Consider the following 12,933-nt stretch of genomic DNA (forward strand, 5'->3'; position numbering starts at 1 on the left):
CTCGGCTTGCCCGGCCCCGGGTTCCTGGGGGTCAGGGTGGATCCGGATTCCGTAGCGCTACATGTGGGAGGCGGGCATGGGCTTGACCTTGGCGGAAAAGATACTTTCCCAGAAGGCGGGAAGGGAGGTAAGGGCCGGGGAGCTTGTGGTGGTGGAGGTGGACCAGGTGATGGTGGTGGACTCCATCGCCGGAAGCTTCTTCAAGCGCCTGGAGTACCTGGGGGCCACCCCCCGCTACCCGGAAAGGGTTTCCATCGTCATTGACCACGTGGCCCCGGCGGCCAACCTGGAGGTAGCCAAGGCCCAGAAGGAGATCCGGGAGTGGGGCAGGAAGCACGGCATCCGGGTCTTTGACGTGGGAAGAGGGGTGTGCCACCAGGTGCTCATAGAGGAGGGCCTGGCCCAGCCGGGTTGGATCGTGGTGGGGTCGGATTCCCACTCCACCACCTACGGGGCGGTGGGGGCCTTCGGCACGGGCATGGGGGCCACGGACATCGCCTTGGCCGCCGCCAGCGGCCGCACCTGGCTTAGGGTTCCGGAAAGCGTTAAGGTGACCTTCCGGGGAAGGCTTCCTAGGGGGGTTACCGCCAAGGACGCCGCCTTAGAGATGGTCCGCCTCCTCACCGCCGAGGGGGCCACCTACATGGCGGTGGAGATCCACTTGGCGGACGGGGCCGAATCCTTGGGCCGGGGCGAGCGCATGACCCTGGCCAACCTCACGGTGGAGGCCGGGGCTAAGGCGGGGCTGGTGGTGCCTTCGGGGGAGATCCTGGATCTTTACCAGGTTCCCGGTTGGCTTTACCCCGACCCCGACGCCCGGTATGTCCGGGAGGTGGAGGTGGACCTCTCCACCCTTACCCCCCGGGTTTCCGTGCCCTTTTACGTGGATAACGTGGCCGAGGTTTCCGCGGTGCGGGGCAAGCGGGTGGACCAGGTCTTCATTGGCACCTGCACCAACGGGCGCCTCGAGGACCTCCGGGCCGCCGCCGAGGTGCTAAGGGGAAGGAAGGTGGCCCCCGGGGTGCGCCTTTTGGTGATCCCCGCCAGCTCCCAAGTCCTGGAGGAGGCCGCCCGGGATGGCACCCTCCTCACCCTGCTGGAGGCCGGGGCCACCCTGGGCACCCCGGGGTGCGGCCCCTGCATGGGGCGGCACATGGGGGTCTTGGCCCCGGGGGAGGTGTGCGTCTCCACCAGCAACCGCAACTTCCGCGGGCGCATGGGGGCTCCCGACGCCGAGATCTACCTGGCGAGCCCCCGCGTGGCCGCGGCCAGCGCCGTGGCCGGGTACATCGCCACCCCCGAGGACCTGGCCCCTTCCCAGGAGGAAGCCCATGCCTAGGGTTTGGAAGTTTGGCGACCAGATCAACACCGACGACATCCTCCCCGGTAAGTACGCGCCCTTCATGGTGGGGGAGGATCGGTTCCACACCTTCGCCTTTGCCCACCTGCGGCCGGAGTTTGCCCAGGAGGTGAAGCCGGGGGACATCTTGGTCTTTGGGCGGAACGCCGGGCTTGGCAGCAGCCGGGAGTATGCCCCCGAGGCCTTGCGCAAGCTGGGCATCCGGGCGGTGATCGCCAAAAGCTACGCCCGCATCTTTTTCCGCAACCTGGTGAACCTGGGGATCATCCCCTTTGAATCGGAGGAGGTGGTGGATGCGCTAGAGGATGGGGATCAAGTGGAGTTGGACCTGGAAACGGGGGTTTTGTTGCGAGGAGGGGAGCGCTTTGCCCTTAGGCCTCCACCCCCGTTCCTGCTGGAGGCCTTGAAGGAAGGGTCGCTGTTGGACTACTACAAGAAGCACGGCCGCTTCCCGGGGGAGTAGACTGGACCCATGGAGGACCTGGAGATCACCTGCCCGGTGTGCGGCGAGGTCAGCGTGGTGCTGGCCGAGGACCTGGAAACCCTGGAAGTGGGGGATGTGCTGGAGTGCGAGGCCTGCGGGGCCTTCTTGGAGGTGGTCTCCTTGGATCCCCTCGAGGTGGAGGTGACGGAAGAGGGCCTGGAGGCCTTCTTTGTGGACTGCCCCCGTTGCGGCTACACCTTTGAGGTATCCGAGGAGGACCAAGGCCAGGAGGTGGAGTGCCCCGAGTGCGGCTTCCGCTTCATCCCTGACTGGAGCGAGGTAGAAGAGGAGGACGAGGAATGGTAGCCACTTGCCCGGAATGCGGAGCAGAGATTCAGCTGGAAAACCCTGAGCTTGGGGAGCTTATCGTGTGCGAGGACTGCGGTGCGGAGCTGGAGGTGGTGGGGCTAGACCCTTTGCGCCTGGAGCCCGCTCCGGAGGAGGCAGAGGACTGGGGGGAGTGATCCCGCCCTGCTTGCCGCCCCTTCGCGGACCCCAGGGCGGGGTGCGGGCCCTGGCCTCCCGATAGGGCCTTGGCCCGGCCCCGCTTTGGGGGAGGCCATCAGGGGAAGGAAGTGTAGCCATGCTGGCCATCCTTTACGATCGCATCCGCCCCGATGAGAGGATGCTTTTTGAGCGGGCGGAGGCCCTGGGTATCCCTTACAAGAAGGTCTATGCCCCGGCCTTGCGCATGGTCCTAGGGGAAAGGCCCAAGGAGCTGGAAGGGGTCACGGTGGCCCTGGAGCGGTGCGTGAGCCAGACCCGGGGCCTGGCCGTGGCCCGCTACCTCACCGCTTTGGGCATCCCGGTGGTGAACCGGCCCGAGGTGATGGAGACCTGCGGGGACAAATGGGCCACCAGCGTGGCCCTGGAGCGCCATGGCCTGCCCCAGCCCAGGACCGCCCTTCTCACCGAGGCGGAAGAGGCCCTTAGGCTCATGGAGGAATGGGGCTATCCCGTGGTGCTGAAGCCGGTGATCGGGAGCTGGGGTAGGCTTCTTGCCAAGATCACCGACCGGGAGGCTGCCGAGGCCATCCTGGAGCACAAGGAGGTGCTGGGGGGTTTTCAGCACCAGCTCCTTTACCTGCAGGAGTACGTGCGCAAGCCCGGGCGGGACATAAGGGTCTTCGTGGTGGGGAGTAGGGCCATCGCCGCCATCTACCGCAGGAGCCAGCACTGGATCACCAACACCGCCCGGGGCGGGCAGGCGGAAAACTGCCCCGTAACCCCAGGGATTGCCGAGCTTTCCGTGCGGGCGGCCCAGGCGGTGGGGGGCGGGGTGGTGGCCATAGACCTCTTTGAGTCCGAGCGGGGCCTACTGGTGAACGAGGTGAACCACACCATGGAGTTCAAGAACTCCGTCCACACCACGGGGGTGGATATCCCGGGGGAGATCCTCAGGTACGCATGGGAAGAGGCCCGAGCCTAGGGGAAGGGGTGGGCCGTCTGGTGGAGGAGGAGTGGCATGAGCGTTAAGAAGACGCTATCCATCGTGGGGGCCTCGGGGTATGCGGGGGGCGAGTTCTTGCGCCTGGCCCTTTCCCATCCGTACCTCGAGGTGAAACAGGTGACCTCGAGGCGCTTTGCCGGCGAGCCCGTGGCCTTTGTCCACCCCAACCTGAGGGGGAGAACGGGCCTCAAGTTCATCCCCCCGGAAAAGCTGGAGCCCGCGGATATCCTGGTCCTCTCCTTGCCCCACGGGGTCTTCGCCCAGGAGTTTGAGCGCTATGCCCGCCTAGCCCCTATCCTCATAGACCTTTCCGCGGACTTCCGCCTCAAGAACCTGGACCTGTACCGCAAGTACTACGGGGAGCACCCCCGGCCCGAGCTTCTGGGCCGCTTCGTCTACGCCATCCCCGAGCTCTACCGGGACCGGCTGAGGGAGGCGGACTGGATGGCGGGGGCGGGGTGCAACGCCACGGCCACCCTCCTGGGCCTTTACCCCCTCCTTAAGGGAGGGGTGTTGAAGCCCACGCCCATCTTCGTGACCCTCCTCATCTCCACCTCGGCGGGGGGGGCCGAGCCTAGCCCGGCGAGCCACCACCCCGAGCGCTCCGGTTCCCTCCGGGTCTACAAGCCCACCGGCCACCGCCACACCGCCGAGGTGGTGGAGAACCTCCCGGGGAAGCCCGAGGTGCACCTCACCGCCATCGCCACCGACCGGGTGCGGGGCATCCTCATGACCGCCCAGGCCTTCTTGCAGGATGGCTGGAGCGACCGGGATGTGTGGCAGGCCTACCGGGAGGCTTATGGCGGGGAGCCCTTTGTCCGCATTGTCAAGCAGAAAAAGGGCCTCCACCGCTATCCGGACCCCCGTTTTGTCCAAGGCACCAACTACGCGGACATCGGCTTTGAGCTGGAGGAGGATACCGGGCGGCTGGTGGTGATGACCGCCATAGACAACCTGGTGAAGGGCACTGCCGGCCATGCCCTCCAGGCCCTCAACATCCGCCTGGGCTGGCCCGAGACCCTGGGTCTGGAGTTTCCCGGTTTGCATCCTTAGGGAGGGGTTTTCGTGATCGTGGTTAAGGTAGGGGGCGCTGAAGGCATCAACTACGAGGCCGTGGCCAAGGATGCGGCCTCCTTGTGGAAGGAGGGGGTAAGGCTTCTTTTGGTCCATGGGGGAAGCGCCGAGACCAACAAGGTGGCGGAGGCCTTGGGCCACCCACCCCGCTTCCTTACCCATCCTGGGGGGCAGGTGAGCCGCCTTACCGACCGCAGGACCCTGGAGATCTTTGAGATGGTCTACTGCGGCCTGGTGAACAAGCGCCTGGTGGAGCTTTTGCAAAGGGAAGGGGCCAACGCCCTGGGGCTTTCCGGGCTGGATGGGAGGCTTCTAGAGGGCCGTCGCAAGACCGCGGTGAAGTACGTGGAAGACGGCAAGGTCAAGATTCACCGGGGGGACTATACGGGCACGGTGGAAAGGGTGAACCGGGCCCTTTTAGACCTCCTTTTGGGCGCAGGGTACTTGCCGGTGATCACCCCTCCCGCCATCAGCTACGAGGGGGAAGCCATCAACACCGATGGGGACCAGGTGGCGGCCCTTCTGGCCACCCTTTACGGGGCCGAGGCCTTGGTCTACCTTTCCAACGTGCCGGGCCTCCTTGCCCGTTACCCCGACGAGGCCAGCCTGGTGCGGGAGATCCCCGTGGATAGGGTGGAGGACCCCGAGTACCTCTCTTTAGCCCAGGGGCGCATGAAGCGCAAGGTGATGGGGGCGGTGGAGGCGGTGAAGGGCGGGGTGAGGCGGGTGGTGTTTGCCGATGCCCGGGTGGAAAACCCCATAAGGCGGGCCCTGGCCGGGGAAGGCACCGTGGTACGCTAAAGCCATGGTGCGGTTTGCCCTGGTCCTCCACGCCCACCTTCCTTATGTGCGCTCCCATGGCCTGTGGCCCTTTGGGGAGGAAACCCTTTATGAAGCGATAGCCGAGACCTACCTGCCCCTCTTGCGAGCCCTGGAAAGGCTCCACCTCGAGGGCGTGGAGGCCCCTTTTACCCTGGGCATCACCCCCATTTTGGCGGAGCAGCTCGCTGACGCCAGGGTTAAGGAAGGGTTCCTGGCCTACGCCAAGGACCGGTTGGAGCGGGCCCAGGGGGACTACCTGCGCTACCAGGGGACGGACCTCGAGGCCAGCGCCCGCCACCAGGTGGCCTTCTGGGAGCTTACCTTGGACCATTTCCATCATCTAAGGGGGGATCTCCTTTCCGCCTTCCGCAGGGCCCAGGACCGGGGCCAGGTGGAGCTCCTCACCTCCAACGCCACCCACGGTTACTCCCCCCTTTTGGGCTACGACGAGGCCCTTTGGGCCCAGATCAAGACGGGGGTGGCCACCTACCGCCGCCACTTTGCCAAGGACCCCCTGGGCTTCTGGCTTCCGGAGATGGCCTACCGGCCGAAGGGTTACTGGAAGCCCCCCGTGGAAGGGGCCCCAGAGGGTTTTAGGCCGGGGGTGGACGAGCTTCTCATGCGGGCCGGGATCCGCTACACCTTCGTGGACGCCCACCTGGTCCAAGGGGGGAAGCCCCTTTCCCCTTATGGGGAAGCCTCCTTGGGGCCCGTGGAAAGCGCGCAGGCCACCTACTACGTCCACGAGTTGGCGTCGGGCCTGAGGGTCTTGGCCCGCAACCTGGAGACCTCCTTGCAGGTGTGGAGCGCGGACTATGGCTATCCGGGGGAGGGGCTTTACCGGGAGTTTCACCGCAAGGACCCCGTTTCTGGCCTCCACCACTGGCGGGTCACCCACCGCCAGGCGGACCTTTCCGCCAAGGCTCCCTATAACCCCGAGGCGGCCTTTGGCAAGGTGCAGGAGCACGCCCTCCACTTCGTGGGCCTGGTGGAGCGCCTGGGCCGGGAGCACCCGGACGGGGTTATCCTGGCTCCCTACGATGCCGAGCTCTTTGGCCACTGGTGGTACGAGGGGGTGGCCTGGCTGGAGGAGGTGCTGAGGCTTCTGGCGCAAAGGGGGGCCGTGCGGGCGGTAACCGCCCGGGAGGCGGTCCAGGGCAAGGCGGTGCGCACCGCCTTGCCTGAGGGTTCCTGGGGCCGGGGCGGGGACCATAGGGTCTGGCTCAACGAGGCCACCTGGGACTACTGGCGCACGGTATACCGGGCGGAAGGGGCCATGCGGGAGGTGGTGCGCCAGGGCAACCTGCCCTCTAGGGTCCTGCAGCAGGCCATGCGGGAGCTTTTGCTCCTCGAGGCCTCCGACTGGCCCTTCCTGGTGGACACCGGCCAGGCGGTGGCCTACGCCCAGGAGCGCTACCAGGGGCATGCCGCAGCCTTTTTCCGCCTTCTTCAAGGGGTCTCTCCCGAGGAGCTGAAAACCTTAGAGGAGCGGGACAACCCCTTCCCCGAGGCCGACCCCCGGCTTTACCTGGAGGCGGTCCCCCATGGTGGCTAGGTCCTTGGTGCGGCACGCCATCCTCCAGTTCCGGCCCGAGAAGGCCCGGCCTAAGGAGAACCTGGCCCGCCTGAGGGAGCACCTCCAGGCCCTCCGCCCCCACACCCCCGAGGTGGTGGTCCTGCCCGAGGCGGCCCTAACCGGGTACTTCCTCCAAGGGGGGGTGAGGGAGCTGGCCCTTACCCGCCATGAGCTTTTGGAACTCCTCTCCCAGGTGCACAAAGAGGTGGGTTGGGAGGGGCTTTTGGATGTGGTGGTGGGCTTTTATGAGCGGGATGAGGGGGCCTACTACAACAGCGCCGCCTACCTGGAACTTCCCCACCGTGTGGTGCACGTGCACCGCAAGGTCTTCCTGCCCACCTACGGGGTCTTTGACGAGGAGCGTTACCTGGCCCGGGGAAGGCGGGTGGAGGCCTTCAACACCCGCTTTGGCCGGGCGGCCATCCTCATCTGCGAGGACTTCTGGCACTCCATCACCTCCGCCATCGCCGCCTTGGATGGGGCGGAGGTGATCTATGTGCCCGCGGCGAGCCCTGCTAGGGGCTTCCAGGGGGAAAGGCCCGAGAACGTGGAGCGCTGGCGCACCCTGGCCCGGGCGGTGGCGGCGGAACACGGCCTATATGTGGTCCTCTCCAGCCTGGTGGGATTTGAGGGGGGGAAGGGAATGAGCGGGGGAAGCCTCGTGGTGGGGCCGGAGGGGCGGCTTTTGGCCGAGGCCCCCCTCTTTGAGGAGGCGGCCTTGCTCGTGGACTTGGACCGGGAGCGGATTCCTCCGGTGCGCTACGATAGCCCCCTGCTTTCGGACCTCGAGGCGGCCCTGCCCCTTCTCCTCCCAGACTTGGAAAGGGTCCTAGGAAGGGAGGGGAGATGAGGCTTCTCTACGCGCCCAGGATTCAGGAGAGCCTGGAGCTGAACTGGCCTTTGGTGGCGGATTTTCTCACCCGTTTCCTTCGGGAGGAGCTTTCCTGGCGGGGCTACGAGAAGGCCATCGTGGCGGTATCCGGGGGGGTGGACTCCGCCACCACCCTGGCCCTGGCGGTGCGGGCCTTGGGGGCCAGTCGGGTCCAGGCCCTTTTTCTGCCCCATAGGGACTCCAGCCCCCTTTCCCGGGAGCACGCCCACCTGGTAGCGGAGACCTTCGGGGTGGACCTGGAGGAGGTGGACATCACCCCCATGGTGGAAGGTTACGCCGCCATGACCCCGGACCTCACCCCCCACCGCAAGGGGAACCTCATGGCCCGGGCCCGCATGATGGTGCTCTTTGACAAGTCCCAGGCCTACCATGCCCTGCCCCTGGGCACGGGCAACAAGACGGAGAGGCTTTTCGGCTACTTCACCTGGCACGGGGACGACGCTCCCCCGGTAAACCCCTTGGGAGACCTCTACAAGACCCAGGTCTGGGGCCTGGCCCGTTACTTGGGGGTGCCCCAGGCGGTGGTGGAGAAGGTGCCCACCGCCGACCTCATCCCGGGGCAGACGGACGAGGGGGACCTGGGGGTGCGCTACCTGCGGGCGGACGTCATCCTGGAGCACTACCTGAAGGGCTACCCCGACGCCTACATTGAGGCCCTGGGCTACGCTCCCGAGGAGATTCAGCGGGTCAAGGAGCGGGTGAACCGCACCCACTGGAAGCGGGCCCTTCCCACCGTGGCCCTCCTTTCCTCCACCGCCCTTGGGGAGTTTTACCTGAGGCCCTTGGACTACCGGCCATGACCGACCTCGAGCTCCAGGCTTACTTGCAAAGGGCCCGGACCATCGCCGTCCTTGGGGCCCATAAGGACCCTTCCCGCCCCGCCCATTACGTGCCCCGGTACCTGTGGGAGAGGGGATACCGCATCCTGCCGGTTAACCCCCGCTTCGCTGGGGAGGAGCTTTTCGGGGTGCGGACGGTGGCCAGCCTAGGGGAGCTTTCCCAACCCGTGGACATCCTGGACGTTTTCCGCCCGCCGGAGGTCCTTTTGAGCCACTTGCGCGAGGTCTTGGCCCTGAGGCCCGGACTGGTGTGGTTGCCGTCCGGCATCCGGCACCCGGGCTTTGAAGAGGCCCTGAAGGAGGCCGGGATCCCCCTGGTGGCCGACCGGTGCCTCATGGTGGAGCACCGGAGGCTTTTGGGCACCCCCTAGGCCCATGAAAGGCCTACAGGAAGCGCTGCTTACCTGGTACCGGGAAAACCCCCGCCCCCTTCCCTGGAGGGGGGAGAAGGACCCCTACCGCATCCTGGTGGCGGAGGTGCTCCTGCAACAGACCCGTACCCAGCAGGCCATTCCCTACTACCACCGGTTTCTGGCCCGTTTCCCGAGCCTAAGGGCCTTGCGGCAAGCCCCCCTGGAGGAGGTATTGCAGGCCTGGCAGGGGGTGGGCTACTACCGCCGGGCCCTTCACCTCCACCGCCTGGCCCAGGAGGTGGAGGCCCTGCCCCAAAGCTACGCCCAGCTTCTAAAGCTCCCCGGCCTCGGCCCCTACACGGCGGCGGCGGTGGCCTCCTTGGCCTTTGGGGAAAGGGTGGCGGCGGTGGACGGGAACGTGAGGCGGGTCCTCTCCCGGCTTCTCGCCTGGGAGAACCCTTCTCCCCAGCGCCTTTGGCGCCTGGCCCAGGACCTCATGCCCCCGGGGGAAGCCCCAGGCGAGTGGAACCAGGCCCTCATGGACCTGGGGGCCACGGTGTGCCTGCCCCGGAGGCCCCTTTGCTCCCGGTGCCCCGTGGCCGCCTTTTGCCAAGGGCGGGCGGACCCGGGGCGTTACCCAGGGGCCAGGAAGCGGAAGGTGCGCGAGGAAGCCTGGGCGGCCCTGGTCCTTTGGGGCAGGGAAGGGGTTTACCTGGAGGAGTTGGCGGGGCGGTTCCCGGGGCTTTACGGGGTGCCCCTCATGCCCCCCGAAGATCTCCCGGCAAAGGCCAAGGCCTTTGGGGTGGAGCCCCGTTTCGCCGGGGAGGTGCGGCATGCCCTTACCCACCGGAGGCTTTGGGTAAGGGTATACGTGGCCCCCTGGGAAGGACCCCCCTCGGTAGGGCTCAAGGACCCAGGGGAAAAGCCCCTACCCAAGCTCATGGAGAAGGTGCTCCGCCAGGCGCAGGCCTTCTTGGCTCATGAGGGCATACTCCCCTTCCCGCACGCAAAGGCCCACGGCGTAAAGCCCTTCTAGCCGGGTTAGGCGGAAGGTTTCCTCTTCCCATTCCTCCGGGTGGAAGGCGTGGTAGCTCACGGTGTAGCCCGGGGTTCCTGGGGCTTCCGGCACCGCCCGCTCCCGCTTTAGGAAGCGGAAGCCCAGGGCCTGAAGGTGGAGGAAGAGGTCCGGATAGCTGGCCTCGGAAAGCCGGCCCGCCTCCTCCACCGCCTCGCCCAACCCAAGCCTGGCCCCGAGAAAGCTGCCCACCGCCAGCACCACGCGGGAGGCCCGGGCCGGGGGGCCTTCCCACGTGCCCACCCCTATCACCCTCTTTCCCTCTAGGAGAAGCTCCGTGGCGGTGGCCTGGAAAAGGTGCAGGTTGGGTTGGTTTTCCAGGAGGTACTTGGCCCGGGTGTGGAAGGCCCAAAGCCGGGAATCGGCAGGGTCGTAGGCCCGGGCCAGGAGGCTTCCTTCCGGGAAAGGGGGCTTTGGGGGCAGGAAGGGCATCATCACCGAGTCCAGGCTCTGGGTGAGGAGGCCCACCCGCACCCCCATTTGCGCCAAGCGGAAGGCGGCCTCGCTGCCGGCAAAGCCCGCCCCTACGATGAGCACCTGGTACTCAGGCATATCCGCTTCCCGCCTATCGGGATTAAAAAAGGGCCCCGAAGGGCCATTCTGGCGGGCCGTGAAGGACTCGAACCTCCAACCCCCGGTTTTGGAGACCGGTGCTCTGCCAGTTGAGCTAACGGCCCCCGCCTTCCGGGATTGTAGCACACCCTTTTGCCCTGGGCCAAGGGGGGCCGGGCGTAAAATGAAGCCCATGCGAGCCTTTGCCCTGGCGGTCCTTTTGGCCTGGGCCCTGGGCCAGGTTAATCCCCAAGGGGCCACTTTGTCCCACACCGTTGCCCCCGGGGACACCCTGTTCTCCCTCGCTCGCCGCTACGGGACCACGGTGGAGGAGCTCATGCGCCTGAACGGTCTGGAGAACTTCTTGATCCAGCCCGGCCAGGTGCTCAAGGTTCCCGGGAAGGCGGAGGGGACCCATGTGGTGGCCCCTGGGGATACCCTCTTCTCCCTGGCCCGCCGCTACGGGACCACGGTGGAGGCCCTCATGGCCTTAAACGGCCTCGCCACCTCGAGCCTCAAGGTGGGCCAGGTGCTAAGGATCCCGGCTCCCCGGGACCAGGGGGAAAAGGGGGCGGAGGGCCAACCCCAAGGGGGTTCTCCGGCTGAGCCCAGGGAAAACGGCGCAGCGCCAGGCCCCACCCCTGGCCCAGAAGAACCCCTTCCTTCCGAGGACTACGATCCCGAAAGTCCCCTCCTCAAGGTGGTCCTCCGCTACCTGGGCCTTCCCTACAAATACGGGGCCAACTCCCCCACCGCCTTGGACTGCTCCGCCTTCGTGGCCCAGGTGTATGCGGAGCTGGGGGTGGCCTTGCCCCGCACCTCCAGGGAGCAGTTCCGGGCCCTGCCCCCTGCCGATACCCTGCGCCCGGGGGACCTGGTCTTCTTTAGCTTTGGTGGCAGGGACATTGACCACGTGGGCATCTACCTGGGCCGGGGGGTTTTCGCCCACGCCAGCAGCTACGGGAGCCGGGTGGTGATTGAGAGCCTCGAGGCCCCCTTCTACCGCAAGGCCTACCGGGGTGCCCGCCGGGTGGTGCAGGAGGCTGGAAAATAGCCTTCCTAAGGCCAGTCCTTCACCTCCCCCCGGGCCTTCTTTAGGGCGGTTAGGAGGGCTTCCCCAGGGCCTCCCTCCCCCCGGAAGGCCTCGGTTTCCCGCTCCAGCCAGGCCTCCCCCTTGCGGAAGAGGACGGCCCGGGCTTCCTCCAAAGCCTCCTCCAGAAGGGCGCCCAGGGAGTAGAAGGGAGTACCCGGGGGAAGGTCGGGGTCCAGGCCCTGGCGGGCGAGGGCCCGGCCATAGGGCCTTTCCCGTTCCTCCATGGTGCCCCCCTGGGCGAAGTAGCGCCGTAGGACCCTTCCCCAGTCCCCCACCCGGCTATAGGGGGCCATGGCCTGGAAGGCGGCCTCGAGGTCCTCGGGGCGGTAGGTGCGGTAGCGGTTTTCGTGTACCACCAGGCCCCTGGGCAGCCTGGGCCTGGGGGGGCCGGCCTCGTCCGGCACCCCCACCGCCAGGCCCACCGCAGGGATGACCCCTGGAGGAAGCTCCAGAAGGTCCAGGAGCTCCTCCACCCCGTTCAGCACCCCCCCGATGAAGCAGACCCCATAGCCTAGGGCCTCGGCGGTGAGGGCCAGGTAGCCGGCGGCAAGCCCAGCGTCCAAAAGGGCAAAGTGCAGGGCAGTCTTGCGCCAGAAGGCCATCCTTTCTCCCCGGTGGGCGAGAAGCCTTTCCAAGCGATGGATATCTGCCAGGAAAACGAAGAACTCCGCCGCCTGGCGGATGTGCTCCTGGTTTCCGGAGAGCTGGGCCACCTTCTCCCTGAGCCCGGGGTCCGTGATCCGGATGGCGCTATAGAGCTGGGCGCTGGCGTCGGTGGGGGCCCGTTGCAGGGCGAAAAGGAGCTTTTCCAGGTCTTCTTCTGGGATGGGCAAGGGTTTAAACCGGCGCACGCTCCGCCTTTGCGCCAGGATAGGGGAGAGATCAAGGGGGCTTTTGGGCTGATCCAGCGGCATCCTCCCCACTATAGCCCGAGCCAACCTCGATAGGCCCGCCATAGGGCCTCCACGTAGAAAAAGGCCGCTCCACTTTTCTTGGAGAGCCCCCTGTTTAGGCGTGGGGTAGGTCACCCTTTTCCCTTTTCCAAAAGAAAACCCTCCGCAAGGGAGGCTTATAAGCACCTGTCCGCTAGGGAAGCCGAACGCTGCCCCCGCCCACGGTGTAGTTCCCGGCAACCACAGCAAAGGCTATGTCCGCAGACGCTGTAAAGGCGGAAGGGTCAAAAAGAAACATCCCCCTAGAGAGGAAGCCCACCTCTCCAAGGGACAAGGCCCCAGGGGAAAAGATGGCGCCAACGGATACGCTTACCTCGCTTCCGTTAGCGAAGGGTATGTAGTTCAGGATACCCGAGAGGTCCGGGACTCTGTAGATGGTACCGGTACCCAACCAGCCCTTGGAAACGATG

The 12,933-nt window shown here is 66.5% G+C and carries 15 protein-coding genes, 1 tRNA gene and 1 pseudogene; 13 read left to right on the forward strand and 4 right to left on the reverse strand.

Annotated elements, in window-relative coordinates; translation table 11 throughout:
• Nucleotides 1-76: 76 nt before the first annotated feature.
• The 12 genes from Q0693_RS06845 to Q0693_RS06900 all read left to right on the forward strand — a co-directional run bounded on the left by Q0693_RS06845 (nucleotide 77) and on the right by Q0693_RS06900 (nucleotide 9,886).
• Nucleotides 77-1,339, forward strand: a complete 1,263-nt coding sequence (locus Q0693_RS06845) for a 3-isopropylmalate dehydratase large subunit (RefSeq protein WP_243031561.1) — start codon at nucleotides 77-79, stop codon at nucleotides 1,337-1,339.
• Complete coding sequence (locus Q0693_RS06850; RefSeq protein WP_243031560.1) at nucleotides 1,332-1,823, forward strand: homoaconitate hydratase; 492 nt, start codon at nucleotides 1,332-1,334, stop codon at nucleotides 1,821-1,823. Before Q0693_RS06845 ends, Q0693_RS06850 begins: the two co-directional genes overlap by 8 nt.
• Before the next feature lie 9 nt (nucleotides 1,824-1,832).
• Complete coding sequence (locus tag Q0693_RS06855; RefSeq protein WP_243031559.1) at nucleotides 1,833-2,150, forward strand: paraquat-inducible protein A; 318 nt, start codon at nucleotides 1,833-1,835, stop codon at nucleotides 2,148-2,150.
• Nucleotides 2,144-2,308 (forward strand): lysine biosynthesis protein LysW, encoded by a 165-nt coding sequence (lysW, locus tag Q0693_RS06860; RefSeq protein WP_243029151.1) that lies wholly within the window; start codon nucleotides 2,144-2,146, stop codon nucleotides 2,306-2,308. The genes Q0693_RS06855 and lysW overlap by 7 nt, the downstream gene beginning before the upstream one ends.
• A gap of 119 nt (nucleotides 2,309-2,427) precedes the next feature.
• A complete protein-coding gene (lysX, locus tag Q0693_RS06865) occupies nucleotides 2,428-3,273 on the forward strand; it encodes a lysine biosynthesis protein LysX (RefSeq protein ID WP_298630221.1) in 846 nt (281 codons plus the stop codon).
• A 36-nt stretch (nucleotides 3,274-3,309) separates the two neighbouring features.
• The gene (gene argC, locus Q0693_RS06870) at nucleotides 3,310-4,347 is read left to right on the forward strand and encodes an N-acetyl-gamma-glutamyl-phosphate reductase (protein WP_298630223.1); all 1,038 of its coding nucleotides are present in this window, start codon (nucleotides 3,310-3,312) and stop codon (nucleotides 4,345-4,347) included.
• A 12-nt stretch (nucleotides 4,348-4,359) separates the two neighbouring features.
• Complete coding sequence (locus Q0693_RS06875; RefSeq protein ID WP_243029147.1) at nucleotides 4,360-5,169, forward strand: [LysW]-aminoadipate kinase; 810 nt, start codon at nucleotides 4,360-4,362, stop codon at nucleotides 5,167-5,169.
• Between the two features lie 4 nt (nucleotides 5,170-5,173).
• Nucleotides 5,174-6,745 (forward strand): 1,4-alpha-glucan branching protein, encoded by a 1,572-nt coding sequence (locus Q0693_RS06880; protein ID WP_298630226.1) that lies wholly within the window; start codon nucleotides 5,174-5,176, stop codon nucleotides 6,743-6,745.
• A complete protein-coding gene (locus Q0693_RS06885; RefSeq protein WP_298630228.1) occupies nucleotides 6,735-7,616 on the forward strand; it encodes a nitrilase-related carbon-nitrogen hydrolase in 882 nt (293 codons plus the stop codon). Before Q0693_RS06880 ends, Q0693_RS06885 begins: the two co-directional genes overlap by 11 nt.
• The gene (locus Q0693_RS06890; protein ID WP_243031554.1) at nucleotides 7,613-8,458 is read left to right on the forward strand and encodes an NAD+ synthase; all 846 of its coding nucleotides are present in this window, start codon (nucleotides 7,613-7,615) and stop codon (nucleotides 8,456-8,458) included. The genes Q0693_RS06885 and Q0693_RS06890 overlap by 4 nt, the downstream gene beginning before the upstream one ends.
• Nucleotides 8,455-8,868, forward strand: coding sequence for a CoA-binding protein (locus Q0693_RS06895; RefSeq protein WP_298630231.1), 414 nt, complete (start codon nucleotides 8,455-8,457; stop codon nucleotides 8,866-8,868). The genes Q0693_RS06890 and Q0693_RS06895 overlap by 4 nt, the downstream gene beginning before the upstream one ends.
• Nucleotides 8,869-8,872: 4 nt before the next feature.
• On the forward strand, nucleotides 8,873-9,886 hold the full coding sequence (locus Q0693_RS06900; protein ID WP_298630233.1) for an A/G-specific adenine glycosylase: 1,014 nt from the start codon (nucleotides 8,873-8,875) through the stop codon (nucleotides 9,884-9,886).
• Here Q0693_RS06900 and Q0693_RS06905 read toward each other — a convergent pair.
• Both Q0693_RS06905 and Q0693_RS06910 read right to left on the reverse strand, forming a co-directional pair.
• Nucleotides 9,779-10,477 (reverse strand): FAD-dependent oxidoreductase, encoded by a 699-nt coding sequence (locus tag Q0693_RS06905; RefSeq protein ID WP_298630235.1) that lies wholly within the window; start codon nucleotides 10,475-10,477, stop codon nucleotides 9,779-9,781. The genes Q0693_RS06900 and Q0693_RS06905 overlap by 108 nt on opposite strands.
• A 49-nt stretch (nucleotides 10,478-10,526) precedes the next feature.
• A tRNA-Trp gene (locus Q0693_RS06910) sits at nucleotides 10,527-10,602 on the reverse strand.
• A gap of 68 nt (nucleotides 10,603-10,670) precedes the next feature.
• On the opposite strand from Q0693_RS06910, the gene Q0693_RS06915 reads away from it, so the two are divergent.
• Complete coding sequence (locus Q0693_RS06915; protein WP_298630237.1) at nucleotides 10,671-11,531, forward strand: peptidoglycan endopeptidase; 861 nt, start codon at nucleotides 10,671-10,673, stop codon at nucleotides 11,529-11,531.
• Between the two features lie 5 nt (nucleotides 11,532-11,536).
• On the opposite strand, the gene Q0693_RS06920 is transcribed toward Q0693_RS06915, so the two are convergent.
• Together Q0693_RS06920 and Q0693_RS06925 are read right to left on the reverse strand one after the other, a co-directional pair.
• Nucleotides 11,537-12,484: a nitroreductase family protein gene (locus tag Q0693_RS06920; protein ID WP_298630239.1), complete on the reverse strand. Its 948-nt coding sequence runs from the start codon at nucleotides 12,482-12,484 to the stop codon at nucleotides 11,537-11,539.
• A 172-nt stretch (nucleotides 12,485-12,656) separates the two neighbouring features.
• Nucleotides 12,657-12,933, reverse strand: a pseudogene (locus Q0693_RS06925) (hypothetical protein); the annotation flags it as partial.

The sequence above is a fragment of the uncultured Thermus sp. genome (assembly GCF_938010445.1).
In the GTDB taxonomy this organism is placed as follows: Bacteria; Deinococcota; Deinococci; order Deinococcales; family Thermaceae; genus Thermus; species Thermus altitudinis.

Excerpts from the sequence above, each read along its gene's own strand:
- argC (WP_298630223.1), top strand. The coding sequence starts at position 3,310 with ATGAGCGTTAAGAAGACGCTATCCATCGTGGGGGCCTCGGGGTATGCG.
- Q0693_RS06890 (WP_243031554.1), top strand. The coding sequence starts at position 7,613 with ATGAGGCTTCTCTACGCGCCCAGGATTCAGGAGAGCCTGGAGCTGAAC.
- Q0693_RS06900 (WP_298630233.1), top strand. The coding sequence starts at position 8,873 with ATGAAAGGCCTACAGGAAGCGCTGCTTACCTGGTACCGGGAAAACCCC.
- Q0693_RS06880 (WP_298630226.1), top strand. The coding sequence starts at position 5,174 with ATGGTGCGGTTTGCCCTGGTCCTCCACGCCCACCTTCCTTATGTGCGC.
- lysW (WP_243029151.1), top strand. The coding sequence starts at position 2,144 with ATGGTAGCCACTTGCCCGGAATGCGGAGCAGAGATTCAGCTGGAAAAC.
- lysX (WP_298630221.1), top strand. The coding sequence starts at position 2,428 with ATGCTGGCCATCCTTTACGATCGCATCCGCCCCGATGAGAGGATGCTT.
- Q0693_RS06855 (WP_243031559.1), top strand. The coding sequence starts at position 1,833 with ATGGAGGACCTGGAGATCACCTGCCCGGTGTGCGGCGAGGTCAGCGTG.
- Q0693_RS06885 (WP_298630228.1), top strand. The coding sequence starts at position 6,735 with ATGGTGGCTAGGTCCTTGGTGCGGCACGCCATCCTCCAGTTCCGGCCC.
- Q0693_RS06915 (WP_298630237.1), top strand. The coding sequence starts at position 10,671 with ATGCGAGCCTTTGCCCTGGCGGTCCTTTTGGCCTGGGCCCTGGGCCAG.
- Q0693_RS06920 (WP_298630239.1), bottom strand. The coding sequence starts at position 12,484 with ATGCCGCTGGATCAGCCCAAAAGCCCCCTTGATCTCTCCCCTATCCTG.
- Q0693_RS06905 (WP_298630235.1), bottom strand. The coding sequence starts at position 10,477 with ATGCCTGAGTACCAGGTGCTCATCGTAGGGGCGGGCTTTGCCGGCAGC.
- Q0693_RS06895 (WP_298630231.1), top strand. The coding sequence starts at position 8,455 with ATGACCGACCTCGAGCTCCAGGCTTACTTGCAAAGGGCCCGGACCATC.
- Q0693_RS06845 (WP_243031561.1), top strand. The coding sequence starts at position 77 with ATGGGCTTGACCTTGGCGGAAAAGATACTTTCCCAGAAGGCGGGAAGG.
- Q0693_RS06850 (WP_243031560.1), top strand. The coding sequence starts at position 1,332 with ATGCCTAGGGTTTGGAAGTTTGGCGACCAGATCAACACCGACGACATC.